The organism is Hafnia alvei (assembly GCF_034424155.1).
Classification (GTDB): domain Bacteria; phylum Pseudomonadota; class Gammaproteobacteria; order Enterobacterales; family Enterobacteriaceae; genus Hafnia; species Hafnia alvei.
In genome coordinates this window covers 1,113,045-1,134,744 of the sequence record NZ_CP139992.1, presented here as the reverse complement: position 1 = coordinate 1,134,744, position 21,700 = coordinate 1,113,045, and the positions used below count along the sequence as shown (strand labels likewise).

General features: G+C 52.2%; 18 protein-coding genes and 1 CRISPR repeat array. Of the genes, 15 read left to right on the top strand and 3 right to left on the bottom strand.

Annotated elements, in window-relative coordinates; all coding sequences use genetic code 11:
- Positions 1-210: 210 nt before the first annotated feature.
- Positions 211-1,686, bottom strand: a complete 1,476-nt coding sequence (pdxR, locus tag U0008_RS05215) for a MocR-like pyridoxine biosynthesis transcription factor PdxR (RefSeq protein ID WP_226929917.1) — start codon at positions 1,684-1,686, stop codon at positions 211-213.
- 143 nt (positions 1,687-1,829) lie between these two features.
- Between pdxR and U0008_RS05210 the strand changes: the two genes are divergently transcribed.
- The 3 genes from U0008_RS05210 (at position 1,830) to U0008_RS05200 (ending at position 6,930) form a co-directional block, all read left to right on the top strand.
- Positions 1,830-3,476 (top strand): amidohydrolase, encoded by a 1,647-nt coding sequence (locus U0008_RS05210; protein ID WP_043491518.1) that lies wholly within the window; start codon positions 1,830-1,832, stop codon positions 3,474-3,476.
- Positions 3,477-3,575: 99 nt separating this feature from the next.
- The gene (locus U0008_RS05205; protein WP_051874086.1) at positions 3,576-5,246 is read left to right on the top strand and encodes an MFS transporter; all 1,671 of its coding nucleotides are present in this window, start codon (positions 3,576-3,578) and stop codon (positions 5,244-5,246) included.
- Between the two features lie 85 nt (positions 5,247-5,331).
- On the top strand, positions 5,332-6,930 hold the full coding sequence (locus tag U0008_RS05200; protein ID WP_051874085.1) for an MFS transporter: 1,599 nt from the start codon (positions 5,332-5,334) through the stop codon (positions 6,928-6,930).
- Between the two features lie 68 nt (positions 6,931-6,998).
- Positions 6,999-7,387: a CRISPR direct-repeat array (repeat unit 28 nt; unit sequence TTTCTAAGCTGCCTGTACGGCAGTGAAC).
- Between the two features lie 176 nt (positions 7,388-7,563).
- Here U0008_RS05200 and mazG read toward each other — a convergent pair.
- Together mazG and paaZ are read right to left on the bottom strand one after the other, a co-directional pair.
- A complete protein-coding gene (gene mazG, locus U0008_RS05195; RefSeq protein WP_043491516.1) occupies positions 7,564-8,358 on the bottom strand; it encodes a nucleoside triphosphate pyrophosphohydrolase in 795 nt (264 codons plus the stop codon).
- 71 nt (positions 8,359-8,429) lie between these two features.
- Positions 8,430-10,502, bottom strand: a complete 2,073-nt coding sequence (gene paaZ, locus U0008_RS05190; RefSeq protein ID WP_043491513.1) for a phenylacetic acid degradation bifunctional protein PaaZ — start codon at positions 10,500-10,502, stop codon at positions 8,430-8,432.
- A 319-nt stretch (positions 10,503-10,821) separates the two neighbouring features.
- Here paaZ and paaA point away from each other — a divergent pair, with 319 nt between their 5' ends.
- The 12 genes from paaA to paaX all read left to right on the top strand — a co-directional run bounded on the left by paaA (position 10,822) and on the right by paaX (position 21,690).
- A complete protein-coding gene (gene paaA / locus U0008_RS05185) occupies positions 10,822-11,766 on the top strand; it encodes a 1,2-phenylacetyl-CoA epoxidase subunit PaaA (protein WP_043491511.1) in 945 nt (314 codons plus the stop codon).
- Between the two features lie 14 nt (positions 11,767-11,780).
- Positions 11,781-12,068, top strand: a complete 288-nt coding sequence (gene paaB / locus U0008_RS05180) for a 1,2-phenylacetyl-CoA epoxidase subunit PaaB (RefSeq protein ID WP_043491508.1) — start codon at positions 11,781-11,783, stop codon at positions 12,066-12,068.
- 8 nt (positions 12,069-12,076) lie between these two features.
- Positions 12,077-12,838 carry a 1,2-phenylacetyl-CoA epoxidase subunit PaaC gene (paaC, locus tag U0008_RS05175; RefSeq protein WP_043491505.1) on the top strand — a complete coding sequence of 254 codons (762 nt, stop codon included), beginning with the start codon at positions 12,077-12,079 and terminating at the stop codon, positions 12,836-12,838.
- 27 nt (positions 12,839-12,865) lie between these two features.
- Positions 12,866-13,375, top strand: a complete 510-nt coding sequence (paaD, locus tag U0008_RS05170) for a 1,2-phenylacetyl-CoA epoxidase subunit PaaD (protein WP_043491501.1) — start codon at positions 12,866-12,868, stop codon at positions 13,373-13,375.
- Positions 13,376-13,390: 15 nt separating this feature from the next.
- Entirely contained in the window at positions 13,391-14,449 is a 1,059-nt protein-coding gene (paaE, locus tag U0008_RS05165; protein WP_043491499.1) for a 1,2-phenylacetyl-CoA epoxidase subunit PaaE, read from the top strand.
- 9 nt (positions 14,450-14,458) lie between these two features.
- Complete coding sequence (paaF, locus tag U0008_RS05160; RefSeq protein ID WP_043491496.1) at positions 14,459-15,232, top strand: 2,3-dehydroadipyl-CoA hydratase PaaF; 774 nt, start codon at positions 14,459-14,461, stop codon at positions 15,230-15,232.
- Positions 15,233-15,236: 4 nt separating this feature from the next.
- Positions 15,237-16,037 carry a 2-(1,2-epoxy-1,2-dihydrophenyl)acetyl-CoA isomerase PaaG gene (gene paaG, locus U0008_RS05155; protein WP_025800549.1) on the top strand — a complete coding sequence of 267 codons (801 nt, stop codon included), beginning with the start codon at positions 15,237-15,239 and terminating at the stop codon, positions 16,035-16,037.
- Positions 16,038-16,039: 2 nt separating this feature from the next.
- On the top strand, positions 16,040-17,584 hold the full coding sequence (locus U0008_RS05150) for a 3-hydroxyacyl-CoA dehydrogenase (protein ID WP_043491493.1): 1,545 nt from the start codon (positions 16,040-16,042) through the stop codon (positions 17,582-17,584).
- Positions 17,584-18,033: a hydroxyphenylacetyl-CoA thioesterase PaaI gene (gene paaI / locus U0008_RS05145; protein ID WP_043491491.1), complete on the top strand. Its 450-nt coding sequence runs from the start codon at positions 17,584-17,586 to the stop codon at positions 18,031-18,033. The genes U0008_RS05150 and paaI overlap by 1 nt, the downstream gene beginning before the upstream one ends.
- Positions 18,030-19,235, top strand: coding sequence for a 3-oxoadipyl-CoA thiolase (gene pcaF, locus U0008_RS05140; protein WP_043491489.1), 1,206 nt, complete (start codon positions 18,030-18,032; stop codon positions 19,233-19,235). The genes paaI and pcaF overlap by 4 nt, the downstream gene beginning before the upstream one ends.
- Positions 19,236-19,316: 81 nt before the next feature.
- Complete coding sequence (gene paaK / locus U0008_RS05135; protein WP_025800545.1) at positions 19,317-20,621, top strand: phenylacetate--CoA ligase PaaK; 1,305 nt, start codon at positions 19,317-19,319, stop codon at positions 20,619-20,621.
- A 127-nt stretch (positions 20,622-20,748) separates the two neighbouring features.
- Entirely contained in the window at positions 20,749-21,690 is a 942-nt protein-coding gene (paaX, locus tag U0008_RS05130) for a phenylacetic acid degradation operon negative regulatory protein PaaX (RefSeq protein ID WP_043491486.1), read from the top strand.
- The last annotated feature ends 10 nt before the right edge of the window (positions 21,691-21,700 follow it).

Below are 21,700 nucleotides of genomic sequence, written 5' to 3'. Positions count from 1 at the left end.
ATTTGCCACAAACGATCTCAACGCCTAAGTCACATTTGTTTAGGATAAAAGGTATGACTAAATTCATTTAAGCTTTAAATTACAACTGGATAAAAATTTCATTGGTAAAAAAAACCTGTAAACCAACGATAGGCGGTGAAATTTGTTAAAACATACGACAACTCTCGTTATCGCTTCCATCGATGAATCATGAATGACATGAATTAAACTCTAGCGCCAAATATCTTTTAATTTCAAAACAGCACGTTCGATGGCGCTCTCACTCACTCCCGCAAACCCCAGAATAAGACCGTAGTGGTTAGCGTTCTCTTCCGACTCCGGCAGCCATAACGAACTTAAGGGGGTTATCTCAATGCCCGCACTCATGGCCTGCGCCACCAGCGTTTGTTCGCGTTCAAAATTGGGCAACCGGATGGTTACGTGTAAACCCGATGCCACCTCCGGCATTGAACCTATATGGCTAAGGTGCTGACACCATGACTTTAGCAACGCATCGCGCCGTAGCTGACCAGCCCTGCGCATCCGGCGAATATGCGGCTGAAAGTGACCCTCAGCAATAAAATCAGCCATCACCCGCTGATCGTTGATCGGCGGCTGACGACTAGCCATCGTGCGCAATAGTGTGAGCTGTGATACCAACTGTGGAGGTGCCACCATGTAGCCCAAACGTAATCCGGGGTACATGACTTTAGAAAATGAACCGATATAAATCACGCGGTTACTTTGATCAAGTGCAGCCAATGGCATCAACGGGGTGCCGCTATAACGATACTCACCGTCATAATCATCCTCTAAAATCCATGCTTCTCGCTCTATTGCCCAATTCAGCAGTTCTAATCGACGGGGTAATGACATGGTGACCCCCGTTGGATATTGGCAAGAGGGGCATACATAGGCCATTTTAGCTTTAGGGATCTGCGCGAGCTGATGCGTTAGTAGCCCATCGTCATCAACGCCTACGGCGTTAATGTGCACCCCTAAACATGAGAATGCCCCAGCAGCAGCCCAATAGCAGGGGTTTTCCATCACAACTTCATCTTCAGCCCTCAACAACATCGCCGCAGACACCATGATGGCTTGCTGTGCCCCAAGTGTGACTAGAATTTGTGCAGGATCGCACGCCAATCCGCGTGCACTTCGCAAATAGTGGGCAATCAATTCTCGAAGCTGTATATCACCGGCAGGATCGCCATACCCCATATGCTGAATCGGTTCTCTACGCCAAAAACGGTTCTGTAAACGGGACCAAGTTTCAAAGGGAAACAAATCCAGCGCCGGTAACCCAATACGAAAGGCTGAAGGCAAACCGTCATGCACGATATGACGGTTAAATTGCTGTGCAATCGGCAGACGGAGCCCTGCATGAAGTGGCGGGTTTAAGGGAGGTGATGGTTGGGCCTGCCCCCGAGTGCCACTGCCTGCTAAAGTGATATAGGTACCATCGCCCACTCGGGTTTCAAGAAATCCATCAGCAAACAGTCGTTCATAGGCATTCATCACGGTATTGCGCGAAACGCCTAGCATCTTCGCTAACTCCCTCGTTGCCGGTAGCTTACTGCCGCCACATAGCGGCTCACTGGCAATAAGCTCTCGTAACAACAGATACAACTGCTGGCTGCGTTTTCGTCCTGCCTCAAGTTTTATTCCTGTGAGCTGAAGCTGCAAATACGCGGATGAGTTTGACAACAAATTGGCACCTTAAAATCACACCATTTTGGCTCTTTTATACAACCAATAAGCCTCCTAGCATAGCCAAATTAAATTTGCCTATGCTTTGGTTAAAACAAAGGGCAGATCCGATTAGCTCAATATTTACAGGCCAATATCTGATGACAAACCAAACCGTAATATACGCAGCAAAAAAAATTATCACGATGTGCCCTTCTCAGCCCGAAGCCTCACACGTTGCCGTTCGTGATGGAAAAATTTTAGCCGTCGGCACATTGGAAGAGCTGGAAGGCTGGGGCGAATACACGCTCGATAACACCTTTGCGAATAAAATTGTGATGCCAGGGCTTATTGAGGCCCATTCCCACGCCACCGGCGGCGGTATGTGGCAATTCCCATATGTTGGATATTACGATCGCCCTGACTATACGGGAAAAATCTGGCAAGGCTGCCGGTCGTTCGACGAAGTGGTCACCGCGTTACAAGCCATCGAACGCACCATGACCGATCCCCATGCGCCGCTGATCGCCTGGGGCGTAGATCCCATTTATTTTGGCAGTGAGAAACTTGGCCGCCAGCATCTGGATAAAGTCTCCACCACCCGTCCAGTTGCAGTGATCCACATGAGCATCCATTTGATGGGGGCCAACACCTGTGCTCTGCATGACTGTGGAATTTTTGATGACAGCGCCATTGAAGGCGTAGTCAAAAATGAAGATGGCACATTGCATGGTGAGCTCGTAGAGTTCGCGGCGATGGGGCCGATTCTCGACAAATATGGCTTCTGGGATGCACTTACCACTGAACAAGCGATCCGTAATTTTGGTCAAGAAGCTTTCCGTGCTGGTTGCACCAGCGCAGCAGACATGGGACTAACCGATTTCAGCAATCCAGAACTCACCGCGAACTACATTCGTATGACGCGGGAAAACAGTTTCCCTATTCGCTTGCTAGTCGCTTATGGCCCTCCGTTTGTGAAAAAGCCGTTTGTTGAGGCCATTGAGTTCGCTTCAGATGTAATGAAACACGGCCATGAAAAAATGCTCTTCGGTCCAATGAAAATCTTTTTAGATGGCTCTATTCAAGGTGGCTCTGGCCGTATGTTATCACCCGGCTATTACAAAACTGGACATAACGGCGCTTGGAACGCCACGCCACAAGTTGTTGAACAACAGGTCTATGAGATTATGTCTCGTGGTTATCAGGTTCATTGCCATTGTAACGGTGACGAAGCGTCTGAAGCCTTCATTCAGGCAGTCGAAAAAACGCTTAACCGGATCCCTGCAGCCAATCACCGAGCCACCATGCAGCACGCTCAGATGCTGCGAGAGGATCAGTTTAAACGCATCAAAAGTCTGGGCATGTGCGTGAATTTTTTCAGTAACCATATCTACTATTGGGGCGACCAGCATTACGCAAAAACCATGGGACCAGAACGCGCCAACCGCATGGACGCCTGTGGTAGCGCCGTACGTCACGGCATTCCATTTGCCTTCCACAGCGACTGTGGTATCACACCAATTAACCCACTATTTACCGGCTGGTGTGCCGTCAACCGCGTTACTGCCAGCGGTAGAGTGCTGGGCGAAAAAGAGAAAATCAGCGTCGCTGAGGCTCTACATGCCATGACAGTCGGTGCGGCCTATACGATGAAAGTCGACCATCTCATCGGCAGCATCGAATGCGGGAAATACGCCGACTTCACGATCCTTGAACAAGACCCACTCGCTATTGAACCGATGAAGCTTAAAGACATTGAGATTTGGGGAACCGTACTGGGCGGGCGCTTACAGCCAATTCAAAACTAAGCAATACGCGGTCTTTCTTACCTTTTTCACCTCATACCGGCCTGCACAGCAGGCTGGCTAACGGCTTGCGCCCTAAATTTACCTTTAAAGGTTATAACTATGTCCTCAATCGCAACACCCGCGGTTGCCAACGCTGCTGATTCATCAACGACCATCAAATGGCTACCTCTACTGGTTTTATGCCTAGCTCAGCTCTCAACATCTGGCGACAACGCCACGCTGAGCATCGCCACGGGTGCATTGGTTAAAGATCTTCACGCATCAATGGATCTCATCAACATAGCCAACGCCATGTATTCATTAGCCGCCGGTTCACTCATGGTGGCCGCAGGGATGATTGGTCTTATCATTGGGTGGAAAAAGACCTTCCGTATCGGTTGTTCATTGCTCTTTTTAGCCGAGCTCACCGCCTTTTTCTCTCCTAATATGGAAATCTTCACCTACGGAGCTCGCCTACTCTCCGGCGTTGGTGGCAGTTTCATGATCCCCTCAGTTTTAGGACTTATCGCGAGCAATTATAAAGGTTCACAGCAGGCCGTTGCCTTTGGTGCAATCGGTGCTGCCAGCGGAGTCTCTTTTGCAGCCGGCCCCATTATCTGTGGTTTATTAGTCGATCACATGGGCTGGCGTACCGCATTCGCCGCCATCGCTGGCTTATGCATTGTTATCTTTGCTGGCTCATTTTTAGTTCCTACACCAGCCAAACCAGAGCGTAAGTTAAAATTCGATGCGTTAGGCGTGCTACTTACCGTTGTTGGGTTGTTTAGCGTGATCCTCGGCTTCCTAAAAGTGTCAAGTTGGGGACTGTTTACACCATTCAATGCGCCGTTCACCGTTGCAGGCCTGAGCCCTGCGCCGTTCTTAGTATTATTCGGGCTGGTTGTGCTAGCCGTTATGCTGAAATGGGAACGCTATCGCGAAGCAAAAGTGGGAAGTGCACTGATACCGATGTCATTTTTAGCTACCCCACAGGTACGTAACGGTTTATACCTCACCGCGTTTATCTTTTTGGCCTATGGTTCTGGCATCTTTGTCACCGTCAGTTTTGTGCAGGTGGTTGCAGGACTCAACGGTATTCAAACTGGATTAATGATTTTACCTTTCGCTCTCGGCGTGGTTTTTTTCTCTCTTGGCCTACCGGTCATCTACAAAAATGCCAATCCTAAGCGCCTCTGTCAGGCTGCATTATTAATCGGCACGCTAGGATCTATTTTATGTATTTTTGGGTTCCAGCCCTCTGATTATTCAACAATCGTACCTGTCGGTATGTGTTTGATTGGTATCAGCATGGGCACCATTTCCGCCTATTCAAGCTATATCGTAACTAGTGGTCTTCCTCCACGCGATGCCCAACAATCGGGTGGCGTACAAGCAACGTCACGTAACGTTGGGCAAGCTATCGGCGTTGCCGTTTGCGGCATGGTAATGCTCACCACCGTCACCATGGCCGTTCAAGGGGCCGCGCGTAGCGACGATCATTTATCCATCGATACTCGCACCAAAGTCTCTGAAATCACCGTAATTCCCTACCTAAGCGATAATGCTTTTACCAAGCTAATGTTAGATCACGGAATTACACAGGGGGATGTTCCGGCGCTCAGCGAGGTTTACAAAACTGCGCGTCTGAACGCGACTCGAGCAGGCATGGTCGCGACAGCCATAATGACGCTGATGTTTTTATTCGGCACACGCAACCTCCCTACTCGGACAAAGGGCAACCAGCCGGATGGGCAAACTGATGATAAGAAAAAGAAACAGGCAGCACGCTAATAATCTTTAGCCGTTGTTTGCCTCGTTAACGCACACCTCTGCAAGGAGGTGTGCGTTTTGGTATTTTCCGCACCGGAGAATTTTCATGTTAAAAACAGCCCCGATCAACACACGCGGTATTTGGCTGCCACTCATCGTGCTCTGTATGGCACAATTTCTGGCCTCTGCCGATAACGTCACGCTCAGTATTGCCACACACGCCTTAATGCACGATCTTGGCGCATCAATGGCGCAAGTTAGTGCGGCTAACACCATGTATCCGCTAATTGCAGGCACCTTTATGATTGCAGGTGGTATGCTGGGCGGTGTTCTCGGCTGGCGCAGAACATTCCGTATTGGATGCGCAATTTATTTATTAGGCGAACTGTGCGCCACACTTGCCCCCTCTATTTCGTTCTTTATCTGGGCAGCGCGCATTCTGGCAGGAATTGGGGGGAGTTTTATGATCCCTTCCGTCTTCGGCCTAATCACTGGACTCTATCAAGGGCGCGATCGCGCGATGGCCTTTGGGGCGCTCGGTGCAGCCAGTGGCGTTTCCTTTGCTTTAGGGCCGATTATTTGCGGTATGCTACTGGATACACTCGGCTGGCGCTGGGCATTTTCCGTGATGGGAGGGCTGCTCGTCATTATTCTGCTGCTTTCTGCACTTATTGATGAACCAGCCAAAAGCAACCAGCCATTACATTTTGATTTTCCTGCTTTTATTCTCTCAACCATCGGCTTATTTTTAGTCATCTTTGGCATTTTGCAAATCTCTAACTGGGGGCTATTTGCACCTTTTAATCCGCCTTTCACACTGTTTGGTTTAAGCCCTGCCCTATTTTTAGTTTTGGCAGGTATTCTGGTCTTAATCATAATGCTACGTTGGGAAAAAACGCACGAAGCCCGCACCGGTAGCGCACTCATTCCACATGCTTTTTTACATACCCCACAGGTGCGTGCCGGTCTCTATCTCACCGCTTATATCTTTTTTGCCTACAGCTCAGGAATTTTTGTGGTAGTGAGTTTTGCTCAGGTGGTTAGCGGGTTAACGGCGATTCAAACCGGCCTACTCATAGTGCCGTTTGCTATTTGCCTTGCTGGATGTTCTTTAGGATTGCCACTTTTCATCCACCAGCGTAATGCACGTAGGCAGTGCAGAGTTGGGCTAATTCTCGGCATTATAGGCGCAGCGGTTACCGCCGCCGGTATTGGAGTGCATAGTTTTAACAGATCATTGATTATTGTCGGGCTTTGTTTTATCGGTTCCAGCATGGGAGTGATTGCAGCCAACGCGCCATATTTGGTCACCAGTGCATTACCGGAAAAAGAGGCTCGCCAGTCAGGCGGAATTCAGTCTGCCGCCCGTGATATTGGTCAAGCGCTTGGTGTAGCGTTGGTGAGTACGGTCATGCTTACTACGCTTACGTTTAGCATGAAACACCGAATCGCAGACATCACCGTCACACCTCAGACCCGCATTACCATACAAAATATGACCGTGTTTCCCTATCTCAGCGATCAAGGATTCAGCAGCCTGTTAGTGCAGTCTGGAGCAACCAAACAAGACTTACCCACTATCACCAAGCTTTACCAACAATCTCGAGCCCGTGTTAGCCAAGCAGGTCTACTGGCTATGGCACTAATGACGTTGCTGTTTCTACTAGGCACACGAGGAATTTTGCAACCAGATGGTAAAAAATAGAGTGGCGAGGAATTATCTGCCTGTACGGCAGTGAACATGTCGGTTGATCTCCACGTGTTACTTGAATTTTTCTAAGCTGCCTGTACGGCAGTGAACAGTCAAGGCGAGGGGATGCAGCTCGACGGCAATTTCTAAGCTGCCTGTACGGCAGTGAACCATGGCTCTGCTGAGTCACGCTCTCGGATGTAGTTTCTAAGCTGCCTGTACGGCAGTGAACATGTACTTTACGAAGCCGCCGTAGATGGACATTTTCTAAGCTGCCTGTACGGCAGTGAACTGCCGGGTAAATCTGTTCACGTATTTGTGGCTTTTCTAAGCTGCCTGTACGGCAGTGAACCTGCTACTTTTGCCATATGAACCTCGTGTATTTTTCTAAGCTGCCTGTACGGCAGTGAACGCGGTAGACAGCGCAATGAGCGTGCTGCAAACTTTCTAAGCTGCCTGTACGGCAGTGAACTGCTGGATTTTATGACTAGCTGAGTGAAAATAAAGCGATTTCGCGCAATAAATTCAAAATACCCTTTTTCTGCGCGTTTTTCTCAGCCTGTTTAAAATCAATCAGTTACTAGTAGGCAGAAAAAAAAGGCTAACGCAGCACGTCAGCCTTTTTCACTTTAACCAACGCGATTTTGACTATTTACCTTCAGCCTTTTTCACCTGCTGCCAATGCGCTTCCATTTCGTCAAGCGTGGCTTCTTCCATGGTTTTGCCCGAGGCGCGCACTGCATCTTCTACTGCACGGAAACGACGTTCAAATTTGCGGTTGGCTGCCTGTAGGGCGTTTTCAGCTTTATGGCCTAAGTGACGCGATAAATTCACCGTTGCAAACAGCAGATCGCCAATTTCTTCGCCTAGCTTTTCCTCATCCACCACCGCCTGCTGCGCTTCATCCATCACTTCGTCGATCTCCTCATACACCTTGCCTAATACGGGGCCAAGCGTATCCCAATCAAATCCCACTGCCGCGCAGCGTTTTTGGATTTTATAGGCCTTCATCAGCGCAGGTAGCGCATTTGGAATATCGTCCATCGATGAACTGAGATCTTTTTCAGCACGTTCCTGCGCCTTACGCTGTTCCCAGCGAGCTAGCGATGCTTCGGCGCTTTCGGTATGTTCGGCAGCAAAGACATGCGGATGGCGGCGTTCTAACTTATCGCTGATGGCATTACACACATCGTCAAAGTTAAACAGCCCTTGTTCCTGCCCCATCTGTGCATAAAACACTACCTGAAATAACAGGTCGCCCAGCTCTTCGCGTAAGTCACTGAAATCTTCACGCTGAATCGCGTCAAGCACCTCATAAGTTTCTTCAAGCGTATAGGGCGCAATCGTGGCAAAAGTCTGCTTCTGATCCCACGGGCAGCCGCGTTCTGGGTCGCGCAGGGTTTGCATGATGGTCAGCAGGCGTTGCATCGGGGAGGAATTCATAGTGCAGCTCTCAGGTATAAAAAATAACCGCCGCAGAATGCGGCGGTTTCTATGCTGACTATCTTACGGATTTAAGCGGCAGGGATAAAGTCACCGTTTTGGCGCGCCACCAGCGTCAGAATGCTGTATAGCGCCACCGGTTGCTGATGCTGATTGAGCACCTGCACATCCCATACCACCACACCATGCGGTTTATCTTCAGCGGTTTTCTGGGCTTTTTTGATTTTTTTCTTGCAGGTTAAGCGCACCTGAATGGTATCGCCGATTTTCACCGGCTCAATAAAGCGCAGGTTTTCCATGCCGTAGTTAGCAATCACCGGCCCTACGCCCGGATCGACAAACAGGCCTGCCGCCGCTGACACCACAAAATAACCATGCGCCACGCGCTCACCAAACAAGGATTCCGCCGCGCCAATTTTATCCATGTGGGCATAGAAATGGTCACCGCTCAGGCAGCCAAAATTCACAATATCCGCTTCGGTGATCGTGCGTCGAGCGGTCAGCAGGCTTTCACCAATCGCCAGCTGTTCGAAATATTTTCGGAATGGATGGACCTGCTCTTCCACCACGTCTGCGCCACGCACCCATTCACGGCCAATCGCCGCCAGCATGGTTGGGCTTCCCTGAATCGCGGTGCGCTGCATGTAGTGTTTGACCGCACGTAAGCCACCCAGCTCTTCCCCTCCACCGGCTCGCCCGGGGCCTCCATGTACCAGCATGGGCAACGGTGAACCATGGCCGGTGGATTCTGCGGCCGCATGGCGATCCAAAATCAGCATACGCCCATGAGCACATGCCGTTGCGCGGATAATTTTCGCCGCCGTCTGCTCATCCGCAGTCACCAACGATCCGGCTAAACTTCCCTGCCCCAGCAACGCTAACTCAACCGCTTGCTCAGCGTTTTGATACGGCATCAGCGTAGCCACGGGGCCGAAGGCTTCGGTGCCATGCACGGCCTGATGCGTGAAAGGGTCGGCACAGTAAAGCAGCGTCGGAGGGTAAAATGCACCGTTTTCAGCACCGCTTCCGATTAATTGCAGCGCCGAAAGCGAGCCACCGCACAAAGGTTCACAGCCGTTGCGCAGCAGATAATCGACTTTTTGCTGCACGTCATCACGCTGTTCAAGATTGACTAATGCGCCCATACGTACATCGGGGTGCGCAGGATCGCCCACCGTGACACCGCCCAAACGTTTAAGCAACGCTTGCTGAACGGCGTCCATCTGCGCTGCAGGCACAATGACACGACGAATAGCGGTACACTTTTGCCCCGCTTTTGTGGTCATTTCTCGCACCACTTCTTTAATGAAAATCGCGAATTCAGGCATCTCTGGCGTGACATCTTCGCCTAAAATGCAACAGTTGAGCGAGTCGGCTTCCATGGTGAAGGCGATGGATTTTTGTAATAAGCGGGGATGTGAACGCAGCTTCTGGCCAGTTTGGGCAGAACCGGTGAAAGTCACCGCATCCTGATAGTCTAAGTGCTCAAAGATATCGCCGACGCCGCCGCAGATGAGCTGCAACGCCCCTTCAGGCACCAGTCCACTCTCAATAATCAGTTTAACCATCGCCTGAGTGAGCTGTGCCGACGCCGTAGCCGGTTTGATAATTGCAGGCATTCCCGCCAGCCACGTTGGTGCTAGTTTTTCCAACATTCCCCAGCAAGGAAAGTTAAACGCGTTGATGTGCAGCGCCACGCCGGGACGAGACGTTATGACATGACGGGCGGCAAACTGTGATTGCTTGGAGAGAGGAATTAATTCGTCTTCGGGCCAAAGGGTATCGTCGGGAAGCTCGCGCCCAGCCAAGCCCGCATAGGCAAACAGCGTCGCAATACCGCCTTCAATATCCACCCAACCATCACCCCGCGTAGCTCCGGTTTCAGCCGAAATCTGATACAGCGATTCTTTGTGAGCCAGCAGGTGCTTGGCTACCGCTTTCATCATTTGCGCTCGCTGTTGGAAGGTCATCGCAGCCAACGCTTTGCCGCCGTGCTGGCGCGCATAGTCCAAGCTTTCAGCCAACGGTAAGCCATCAGAACACACCTGATACAGCGCTTCACCGCTCACAGCATGGTGGATCGCTCGCTCTTTGCCCTGCCCATATGCCCAGACACCTGAAATATAACTGGTTAACTGCTGCATCCTATCCTCCAAGCTTCACTTTGTGACTAAATATTTACTCAAGGTGTATCACATTATTTTAGTTACCCGCCACTCATTAATTTAACAAAATAGAAACACATCGCATTTTAAAAAAGCACTCATTGATATAGACAAACCTTTACAAGAAATCAATTCATTGTTTTTAAACAATTAAAAATAAAACCCTGTGACCTGTACGACAAATGCGCACAATAGGTGTTTGATCTTTTTGTTATCAGAATGTAGCTTTTGAGTTACTGGAAGTGATTCACAATTTAAATTAAAACTCAAAATATCCGAATCATTAAGTGAGGAAGCAATGACCCAAAACGCTCAACATCAGGCGCTCTTCGAGGCAAAAATTGCCGCAGATACGTCGATAGAAGCCAAAGACTGGATGCCAGATGCCTATCGGCAAAACCTCATCCGTCAAATTGGTCAGCATGCGCATTCAGAAGTCATCGGGATGCTGCCAGAAGCCAACTGGATCACTCGAGCCCCCAGCCTACGCCGTAAAGCCGTGCTGCTGGCGAAAGTGCAGGATGAAGCAGGACATGGTTTGTATCTGTACAGCGCTGCGGAAACGCTGGGCTGTTCACGCCAAGATATCTACCAAAAGATGCTCGACGGCAAAATGAAATACTCCTCGATCTTCAATTACCCAACCCCGAGCTGGGCTGACGTGGGCGTCATCGGCTGGCTGGTTGACGGTGCCGCTATCGTTAACCAAGTGGCTTTGTGCCGTGCCTCCTATGGCCCCTACGCTCGTGCCATGATCAAAGTCTGTAAGGAAGAAAGCTTCCATCAGCGTCAAGGCTATGAGGCCGTTACGGTGCTGGCCAACGGCACCGCCGAGCAACGCGCCATGCTGCAAGATTCCATCAACCGTTTCTGGTGGCCGGTGCTGATGATGTTCGGCCCTAACGACAGCGATTCCCCACACAGCGCGCAAAGCATGGCTTGGAAAATCAAACGCCATAGCAACGATGAGCTGCGCCAGAAATTTGTTGATAACACCGTGCCGCAGTTAGAAGCGCTTGGCATGACTGCGCCTGACAAAGATTTGGTATGGGACGAAGCCATCGGACATTACCGCTTTGGTGAAATCGACTGGAGTGAGTTTTATCAAGTTCTCAAAGGCCAAGGCCTCTGTAACCACGAGCGTCTGAGTGCTAAATGCCGCGCTTGGGAAGAAGGCTGTTGGGTACGCGATGCCGCAATGGCCCACGCAGAAAAATCTGCCACCAACGCCACAGCGGCATAAACAAGGAAATCCAAATGACTCAAGCACACTGGCCACTTTACGAAGTTTTTATTCGTAGCAAACAAGGATTAGCCCACCGCCACGTTGGCAGCCTGCATGCCGCAGACGATCAAATGGCGCTGGAAAACGCGCGCGATGCATACACCCGCCGCAACGAAGGCTGTTCAATCTGGGTGGTGAAATCGGAGCATTTAGTGGCATCGCAGCCGGAAGATCGCGCCGCATTCTTTGATCCGTCTGACGATAAGGTCTACCGCCATCCGACGTTTTACACCATTCCTGACGGCATCAAGAACATGTGAGGCAGCTGATGACAACGTTAAATCAAGACCTCATCCAATACGTACTACGCCAAGCCGATACGCCGCTCATTTTAGCCCAGCGCCTATGTGCATGGTGCGGCCATGCGCCAGAGCTAGAAATCGACCTCGCGCTCTCCAACATCGGGCTGGATCTGCTTGGGCAGGCTCGCAACTTCTACAGCTATGCCGCCGAATTATCCGGTGAGAACGTCGACGAAGATAGTTTGGCATTTGGGCGTGACGATCTGGCGTTCTGCAATCTGCTTTTAGCTGAACAGCCGAACGGCGGCTTTAACGACACCTTGGTGCGCCAGTTTTTCCTCGATACCTATCATTTTCTGCTGCACCAAGGCTTAAGCCAAAGCAGCGATCCACAGCTTGCCGCTATCGGTGCCAAATCACTGAAAGAGGCTGAATACCACCTACGTTTCAGCCGTAGCTGGATGATCCGTCTTGGTGACGGCACCGAACTGAGCCAGAAAAAAATGCAGCAGGCGATCAACGATCTGTGGCGTTTCACCGGCGAACTGTTCCACAGCGACGACGTGGAACGTCGTCTCGCTGAGCAAGGCATCGCCGTCAATCCTGAAAGCCTTCAGGCACCGTGGCTGCAAATCGTACAGCAAGTTCTGCAAGAAGCCACGTTACAGCTTCCTGAAGGAGAGGCCTACCGCCACGGCGGAAAACAAGGCAAACACACGGAACATCTTGGATTCATGCTGGCCGAAATGCAGTTTCTACAGCGCGCTTATCCGGGCTGTCGCTGGTAACGCGGCAACGGGGAACAGGAGAAGATCATGGAACAACGTCAACCACTCAATAGCCTGTTAACGCCAGAGATCCATCAGATCTGGCAGTGCCTGCACGAGATTAGCGATCCTGAGTTGCCGGTACTCTCGATCACCGATCTTGGCATGGTGCGCGGCGTTGCCCCTCTGAAAAACGGCTGGCTGGTCACGTTTACCCCCACCTACTCCGGCTGCCCCGCAACGGAGTTTCTCATCGATGCGATTCAAACCACGCTAACCGCCGCTGGCTTTTCCCCGATCAAGGTTGAAATCCGGCTCAGTCCGGCATGGACAACCGACTGGATGAATGCCGAGGCCAAAAAGCGCCTGCGTGAATACGGCGTTGCGCCTCCGCAAGGGCTGGCCTGTGAAAAGCCGCTCTCCTCCGGCGCGGTGCAGTGCCCGCAATGCGGCAGCCATGAAACTCAGAAGATCAGCGAATTTGGCTCCACCGCCTGTAAAGCGTTGTACCGCTGCAAGCAGTGTCTTGAGCCTTTCGATTACTTCAAATGCATTTAAGAGGTCGCGAGAAAAATGACCGTATTTCACCGTTTAAGTATTGCCGCCATTGAGCGGGAAACCCCAGAGGCCGTGGCGATCACGCTGCGAGTGCCCGACGAGTTAAAAACGCATTACCGTTATAAGCCGGGGCAACATCTCACGCTCAAGGCCAACGTTAACGGCGAAGAACTGCGTCGCTGTTACTCTATTTGCAGCTCACCACAGGATGGCGTGCTCCAGATTGGCGTGAAAACTATCCATCAAGGGCGTTTTTCTTCTTTCGTCAATCAGCAGCTCAACGTGGGCGATGCGCTAGAAGTAATGTTGCCACAGGGGCGCTTTGGCTATCAGCCTACTGGCGAACATCAAGGCAACTATCTGGCTATCGCGGCAGGTTCGGGCATCACCCCGATGCTCTCGATCATTAAAACCACGCTGCTTTTGGAGCCAAAAAGCGAATTCACCCTGATCTACGGCAACCGCACCAGCCGCTCCATCATGTTTAAAGAAGCGCTGTGCGATCTCAAAAACCGCTTCCCGCAGCGTTTACAAATTCTCTATTTGTTTAGCCAAGAAAGCTTGGACAGTCCGCTGCTTAATGGCCGTATCGACAGCGAACGTTTAAACCTGATGGGCAAATCACTGCTGGATTTCACCACGTTCGATCAAGCGTTTATCTGCGGCCCTGAAAGCATGATGGACGATGCCCACACCACGCTCGAAGCCGCAGGAATGGCGGCGGAAAATATTCACAGTGAACGCTTTAACACCGCCGGTATCAGCGTTCGCCCTGCGAATATGACCGAACGAGAGCAAACCATGGTGGAAATCCAGTTGGATGGCCGCCGCGTGAATATCGCCATGAGCGCACAGGATGACAGCATTCTGGACGCGGCGCTGCGCCAAGGTGCCGATTTACCCTATGCCTGCAAAGGCGGCGTATGCGCTACCTGCAAATGCAAACTCAAATCTGGCGAAGTGGAAATGGGGGTGAATTACAGCCTTGAACCCGACCAGCTCGCAGCCGGTTATATCCTCAGTTGCCAGTCGTGGCCGAAAGGCGACGGCGTAGTGCTCGACTTCGACGTCTAAGGAAATTCCATGAGCAACGACTGGATTTTACGCCACCAGCAACAGCGGGTTTTAACCCTAACGCTTAATCGTCCTGATGCACGTAACGCCCTGAGCACCGCCTGTTTAGAGTTGTTAGTCAGTCATTTAGAAAACGCCGATAGCGATGACAGCATTGGTGCCGTGGTGATCACCGGTTCCTCGCGCTGCTTTGCCGCCGGTGCCGATTTACGCGAGCTCCAGCAACAAAAAGTAGCAGACGCCATTATCGACCGTCGCCCACAGGTATGGCAGCGCTTCAATGCCATCAGCAAACCGATTATCGCCGCCGTCAATGGCTACGCGCTTGGCGCAGGCTGTGAGCTAGCGCTGGCCTGCGACATCGTGGTGAGCGGTGAAAATGCGCGCTTCGGGCTGCCTGAGATCACCCTAGGGTTGATACCCGGCGCCGGAGGTACCCAACGTTTGCTGCGCAGCGTCGGGAAATCTCTCGCCACGCAGATGGTGCTGACCGGTGAGCCAATTAACGCGCAACAGGCGCGCGATGCACAACTCATCAGCGAAATCTGCGTTACCGAACTGACGCTGGAACGCGCCCAGCAAATTGCCACACGCATTAGCCAGCAATCACCGCTCGCACTACGTGCGGCCAAATCGGCGCTTAAGGCTGCGCAGGAAACCACGCTTTCACAGGGATTAAATCTGGAGCGCCAGCATTTTGTCTCATTGGCGGGAACTGACGATCGCGCAGAAGGCATCGCCGCCTTTTTTGAAAAACGTTCACCTGAATTTAAAGGACGCTAATCCTATGACTTCCTCTGATGAAAACATGGTACTTACCCACATTGAGGCTGGCGTTCTGACTATCACGCTCAATCGCCCCGACCGCTTAAACAGCTTCAATGACGAAATGCACCGTCAGCTTAGCGAAGCATTAAAAATTGCCGAACGCGATGAGGCCGTGCGCTGCATTCTGTTCACCGGTGCCGGACGGGGTTTCTGTGCCGGACAAGATCTGAACGATCGTAACGTCAGCGTTGAGCAAGCGGCTCCCGATCTGGGGCTGTCCGTGGAGCGTTTCTATAATCCGCTGATCCGCCGTATGACCGCCCTGCCAAAGCCGATCGTTTGCGCAGTGAACGGCGTTGCCGCCGGTGCCGGTGCCGCCATTGCTTTAGCCTGTGACATTGTGATCGCCAGCGCTAACGCCAGTTTTATTCAGTCATTTTGCCGTTTAGGTCTGGTGCCAGACTCCGGCGGCAGCTGGTTCTTACCCCGCTTAGCCGGCCATGCGCGCGCCATGGGAATGGCGTTGTTGGGCGATAAGATCAGCGCTCAGCAAGCGTTGGAATGGGGCATGATTTGGCAAGTTGTTGAACCCGAAATGCTCGCTGCACGCACACAAGAACTCGCTCAGCACCTCGCAACCCAGCCAACCTATGGCTTGGGATTAATTAAAAAAGCGATGTACAGCGCTGCCACCAACACGCTCGACCAACAGCTGGATCTTGAACGCGATCTACAACGCCTCGGCGGCCGTAGCGAAGACTACCGCGAAGGCGTGAGTGCGTTCTTCCAGAAACGTCAGCCTGAATTTAAGGGGAAATAACCATGTCTTCTCCTTTGCTACAAGGCTCCGTTGGCATGATTGGCGCAGGAACAATGGGTATTGGCATTGCTCAGGTTGCCGCCAGCGCAGGCCATCATGTGATGCTGTTTGACGTTAACGCCGAAGCTTCGTCGCGTGCGTTAAACGCTTTACATCAACGCCTGCAACAGCGCGTGGACGCAGGTAAAGCAGATGCTGATACCACGCAACAGCTTTTAGCGCGTATTCAAATTGTCACCGTGCTCACCGAGCTGGCTTCTTGTGCTTTAGTGATCGAAGCGATCGCCGAGCGTTTAGAGATCAAACAGAGCCTGTTTCGCGATCTGGAAGCAATTTGTTCGCCACAAACGCTGTTTGCTAGCAACACCTCTTCGCTATCAATTACCGCCATTGCCAGCGCGCTGAAACACCCGCAGCGTATGGCTGGATTACATTTTTTCAATCCCGCGCCGGTGATGAAACTGGTCGAGATTGTACGTGGTTTGGAAACCGATGCGGATACGCTCAATGCGCTACGAGAATTGGCCGTGGCATGGAAAAAACAGCCTGTGGTTTGTCGTTCGACGCCTGGCTTTATCGTTAACCGCGTTGCGCGTCCTTTCTATGCGGAAACCCTGCGGGCGTTAGAAGAACAGATAGCGACACCGGCCACGCTGGATGCCGTGCTGCGTGATGCGGGCGGCTTTGCGATGGGGCCCTTACAGCTAACCGATTTAATTGGCCACGACGTGAACTATGCGGTAACGGAATCGGTGTTTCATGCCTTCGGCTCCGATCCGCGCTTTCAGCCCTCATTGGTGCAGAAAGAGCTGGTGGAAGCTGGGCATTTAGGGCGTAAAAGCGACCGGGGTTTTTACCGCTACCCGAGCGACGTTCAGCCTGTTATCGCTGAGTTTGCACCGATTGAAACTGGCGCAATGCCGCAACGAATTAGCGCGCATGGGCGCTGGTCGGCGCTGCCTGAATTTGCTGCGCTGTTGCAACAAAATGGGATCGCGATTGAAGAACGCAAAGAGAGTACCGAATCGTCTCCTTTTTTGCGCCTCGATGAAGTTACACTTATGTTAAGCAATGGTAAATTATCTTCGAAAATCGCCGTAGAAACGAGAACGCCCGTTGTTCAATTCGATCTTTCAGTGAATCATCAACAGGCTTCAGCCATCGCTATTAGCGCGGCCAGCGGTAATAGCACGGCGCAAACGGCGTTAGTGATTCGCTTCCTGCAATCCTTAGGCAAAAACGTCATTGTTCTTCCTGATTATCCCGCGTTGTTAACCCTGCGTACGGTTGCCATGTTGTGCAACGAAGCGCTCGACGTGGTGAATAAAGGGATCGCCAGCGTCGAAGATATCGATTTGGCGATGCGTCTGGGAGTGAATTATCCCGCAGGCCCCTTAGCCTGGGGCAACCAGCTTGGCTGGCAGCATATTCTCACCACGCTCGAAAACCTTAATCACTTCTATGCCGATACCCGCTATCGCCCAGCGCCGCTATTGCGCCAACTGGCGGCTGGCTATGTGTCGCTTGCCACTCAGGAGCACCATTGATGAACGCCTCATCGCCGACTCATCTAGCACAACGCTGCGCCGAACAGATGTTTGCTCAAGATACCTGCGCGCAATCCATGGGGATGACCATCGACCGCGTTGATAGCGGCTTCGCTCAGGTCAGCATGACTATCGCCCCCAATATGCTTAACGGGCATCAAACCTGTCACGGCGGGCAACTTTTCAGCCTCGCCGATACGGCGTTTGCCTATGCCTGCAACAGCCAAGGATTAGCCGCCGTGGCTTCTGGCTGCTCTATTGATTTTATCCGCCCCGGATTTAGCGGCGATCGTCTAACCGCCTGTGCCGAAGTGCGCCATCAGGGCAAGAAAACCGGCCTATACGACGTTGAGATCACTAACCAAGATGGCAAAACCGTCGCATGGTTCCGCGGCCGTGCGCATCGTCTTGGTCATCCCCTTTTAGAACAGCAAGGAGAGCAGCCATGAATCACGCTTTTATCTGCGACGGCGTTCGCACCCCTATTGGCCGCTATGCCGGTGCATTAGCCAGCCTGCGAGCCGATGATTTGGCGGCTATTCCATTGCAAGCCTTGATCGCTCGCTACCCCGCGTTGGACTGGGAACGCGTCGATGACGTGATCCTCGGCTGCGCCAATCAGGCGGGAGAAGACAACCGTAACGTAGCCCGTATGGCGGCGTTATTGGCGGGATTACCACAAACCGTTTCTGGCACCACCATCAATCGCCTGTGCGGGTCTGGTTTAGACGCTCTGGCCTTTGCTGCTCGCAGCATTAAAGCCGGTGACGCTCAGCTGATGTTGGCCGGCGGCGCGGAATCCATGACGCGCGCTCCGCTGGTGATGGGTAAAGCCGACAGCGCCTTCAGCCGTCAGGCACAAATATTCGATACCACCATCGGCTGGCGCTTTGTTAATCCGCTCATGCAAGGGGCTTTTGGCACTGACTCCATGCCGGAAACCGCCGAAAACGTAGCCGCTCAGTTCAATATCAGCCGCGCCGATCAGGATGCCTTTGCACTGCGCAGCCAACAGCGTACTGCGAAAGCGCAGGCTTCAGGCGTGTTAGGGCAAGAAATTGTTCCGGTAGTGTTGAAAGGTAAAAAAGGAGCGGAAATCCGCGTGACGCAGGATGAGCATCCTCGTCCAGAAACCACGCTGGAGCAATTGCAAAACCTGAAAACGCCGTTCCGTATGCCGGGCAGCGTGACAGCCGGAAATGCCTCGGGCGTTAACGACGGCGCCGCCGCACTGATTGTGGCATCCGAAGCACTGGCTATCACGCAGGGACTGACACCAAGAGCACGCATTGTCGCCACCGCCACCTGCGGCGTTGAACCACGCATTATGGGGATCGGTCCGCTTCCGGCAACGCGCAAAGTGCTGGAACTGGCCGGTTTAAGCCTGAACCAAATGGACGTTATTGAACTTAACGAAGCCTTTGCGGCGCAGTCTCTGGCCGTGATGCGTCAGCTTGGCCTTCCTGACGATGCCGAACACGTGAACCCAAACGGCGGTGCCATTGCACTCGGTCATCCGCTTGGCATGAGCGGTGCACGTTTGGCCTTGGCAGCCACTTTTGAACTGGAACGGCGCGGCGGGCGCTACGCACTTTGCACCATGTGCATCGGCGTAGGGCAAGGCATCGCCATGATTATCGAGCGTGTCTGATCCCTCCGCCTCTGCCCCTACAAATCAGAGCCTGTGAGCGCGATTCAAATACTAAGAAAAATATTATCAGGAATGGCAAACATGACTAAAACATTACCGCACATTGATCCGATTGAATTCGCCTCATGTGATGAAATTCAGGCATTGCAGCTAGAGCGTATGAAGTGGACGCTGCATCACGCCTATAACAACGTGCCGATGTACAAACGCAAATTCGATGCGGCTGGCGTTCATCCTGATGACTTTAAGCAACTGAGCGATATTGCGAAATTCCCCTATACCACCAAGCAGGATCTGCGCGACAACTACCCTTTCGACACCTTCGCAGTGCCGATGGAACAGGTGGTTCGCGTGCATGCGTCATCGGGAACGACCGGTCGCCCAACGGTAGTCGGTTATACCCAGCAGGATATCGATAACTGGGCGGATATTGTGGCCCGCTGTTTGCGTTCCGCAGGAGCAACGGCCAAAGATAAAATTCATGTGGCCTACGGTTATGGGCTATTCACCGGAGGTTTAGGCGCGCATTACGGCGCTGAGCGACTCGGCGCAACCGTCATCCCGATGTCCGGCGGACAAACGGAAAAACAGGCGCAGCTCATTCTCGACTTCAAACCCGATGTCATCATGGTGACGCCTTCTTATTGCCTGACGCTGATTGACGAGCTCGAGCGCAAAATGGGCGGTGATGCCCGCGGTTGTTCACTGCGCTTGGGCGTATTCGGCGCGGAGCCTTGGACCGATTCTCTGCGTAGCGAAATCGAAACCCGTATGGGGATTAAAGCGCTAGATATTTATGGACTGTCTGAAGTGATGGGCCCTGGTGTAGCGATGGAGTGCGCCGAATATGCCGACGGCCCAACAATCTGGGAAGATCATTTCTATCCAGAGATCATTCATCCCGATAGCTGCCATGTGCTGCCAGACGGTGAAGCGGGAGAGTTGGTTTTCACCACCCTAACCAAAGAGGCGATGCCGGTGATCCGCTATCGCACCCGCGATCTTACCCGCTTGCTGCCGGGATCGGCACGCAATATGCGCCGTATGGATAAGATCACCGGCCGATCTGACGATATGTTAATTATTCGCGGCGTAAACGTGTTCCCTTCTCAGCTTGAAGAACAAATTATGAAGTTCCGCGAGCTGTCGCCGCACTACCAGTTGGAAGTCACGCGCAAAGGCAATTTGGATAACCTGTCGGTCAAAGTTGAACTGAAAGAGCCTAACGTTCTCAACCACGACCAGCGCTGTGATATCTGCCATCAGCTGCGCCACCATATTAAATCGATGGTCGGCGTGAGTACTCAGGTCAGCATCGTCAACTGCGGTGATATTCCGCGTTCAGAGGGCAAAGCCGTTCGCGTGGTGGATTGTCGGGGGCGGTAAACCCTGCCCCACCTAGCCCTCCCCTTATCAGGGGAGGGAACCGTTCTGCGCTGTTTGGAAGATCCCACAACTTTTCATCCGGTTATGCTACTGTGATGACACACTAAAAACTGACCGGTGAAGAATAATGGAACACAAAATTGACGACTTTATTCGTCATGCGCTGGATGCCCAGCCGATCAGCGGTACGTCACTGATTATCTCGTTGTATGGCGATGCACTCAGCCATCGTGGCGGTGAAGTTTGGTTAGGTAGCCTGAGTGCGCTGCTTGAGCCGCTTGGGTTTGGCGATCGTTTCGTCCGTACCTCCATTTTTCGGCTGCAAAAAGAGGGATGGCTGGACGTCATAAAATTAGGCCGTCGCAGCTTCTATCGCGTCACCGAGCGCGGCATGAATCAGTTTCGTCATGCAGAAAGCAAAATCTATCTCAGCGAACAGCCTGAATGGGATGGACAGTGGGATTTGTTGTTGCTCGAAATGGCAAGTAAAGCAGAGCGAGTTCGGCTGAAAAAGGGACTCAGCTGGCTTGGTTTTGGTCAAATGAACAGTTCGCTGATGGCGGCTCCCGCACGCGAACAGAACGACGTTCCCGCCATGCTAAGCGAGTTGAACGCCAGCGAATCAGTGATCTATTTCCGTGCGGACTATCCTTACAACCGCTCGGAACAGAGCTTGAAAGAGCTAGTTTCTACTAGTTGGTCCCTGAATGAAGTTGCAGAGTATTATCATGAGTTTATCGCCTCGTTTCGCCCGCTCATGACGCTGCTGCGTGATACACCAGAAGAAGAACTCACCCCTGAGCGCTGCTTTCAGCTGCGTTTACTGTTGATCCACTACTATCGCCGCGTGGTTTTGAAAGATCCGCTGTTGCCCGATGCGCTTTTGCCGAACCAGTGGGAAGGACAGATCGCCCGTAATCTGTGTATCAATATTTACCAACGCATCGATCATGCCGCCACGCGCTATGTGAGTGAGAAAACAGAAACCACCATCGGTGAACTCCCCCAGCCAGCGGTCGCCTACTATCGGCGCTTTGGCGGATTACCCCGAGAAAGCCCTACACCTTAAGGAGACTTAA

Excerpts from the sequence above, each read along its gene's own strand:
- U0008_RS05210 (WP_043491518.1), top strand. The coding sequence starts at position 1,830 with ATGACAAACCAAACCGTAATATACGCAGCAAAAAAAATTATCACGATG.
- U0008_RS05205 (WP_051874086.1), top strand. The coding sequence starts at position 3,576 with ATGTCCTCAATCGCAACACCCGCGGTTGCCAACGCTGCTGATTCATCA.
- U0008_RS05200 (WP_051874085.1), top strand. The coding sequence starts at position 5,332 with ATGTTAAAAACAGCCCCGATCAACACACGCGGTATTTGGCTGCCACTC.
- mazG (WP_043491516.1), bottom strand. The coding sequence starts at position 8,358 with ATGAATTCCTCCCCGATGCAACGCCTGCTGACCATCATGCAAACCCTG.
- paaZ (WP_043491513.1), bottom strand. The coding sequence starts at position 10,502 with ATGCAGCAGTTAACCAGTTATATTTCAGGTGTCTGGGCATATGGGCAG.
- paaA (WP_043491511.1), top strand. The coding sequence starts at position 10,822 with ATGACCCAAAACGCTCAACATCAGGCGCTCTTCGAGGCAAAAATTGCC.
- paaB (WP_043491508.1), top strand. The coding sequence starts at position 11,781 with ATGACTCAAGCACACTGGCCACTTTACGAAGTTTTTATTCGTAGCAAA.
- paaC (WP_043491505.1), top strand. The coding sequence starts at position 12,077 with ATGACAACGTTAAATCAAGACCTCATCCAATACGTACTACGCCAAGCC.
- paaD (WP_043491501.1), top strand. The coding sequence starts at position 12,866 with ATGGAACAACGTCAACCACTCAATAGCCTGTTAACGCCAGAGATCCAT.
- paaE (WP_043491499.1), top strand. The coding sequence starts at position 13,391 with ATGACCGTATTTCACCGTTTAAGTATTGCCGCCATTGAGCGGGAAACC.
- paaF (WP_043491496.1), top strand. The coding sequence starts at position 14,459 with ATGAGCAACGACTGGATTTTACGCCACCAGCAACAGCGGGTTTTAACC.
- paaG (WP_025800549.1), top strand. The coding sequence starts at position 15,237 with ATGACTTCCTCTGATGAAAACATGGTACTTACCCACATTGAGGCTGGC.
- U0008_RS05150 (WP_043491493.1), top strand. The coding sequence starts at position 16,040 with ATGTCTTCTCCTTTGCTACAAGGCTCCGTTGGCATGATTGGCGCAGGA.
- paaI (WP_043491491.1), top strand. The coding sequence starts at position 17,584 with ATGAACGCCTCATCGCCGACTCATCTAGCACAACGCTGCGCCGAACAG.
- pcaF (WP_043491489.1), top strand. The coding sequence starts at position 18,030 with ATGAATCACGCTTTTATCTGCGACGGCGTTCGCACCCCTATTGGCCGC.
- paaK (WP_025800545.1), top strand. The coding sequence starts at position 19,317 with ATGACTAAAACATTACCGCACATTGATCCGATTGAATTCGCCTCATGT.
- paaX (WP_043491486.1), top strand. The coding sequence starts at position 20,749 with ATGGAACACAAAATTGACGACTTTATTCGTCATGCGCTGGATGCCCAG.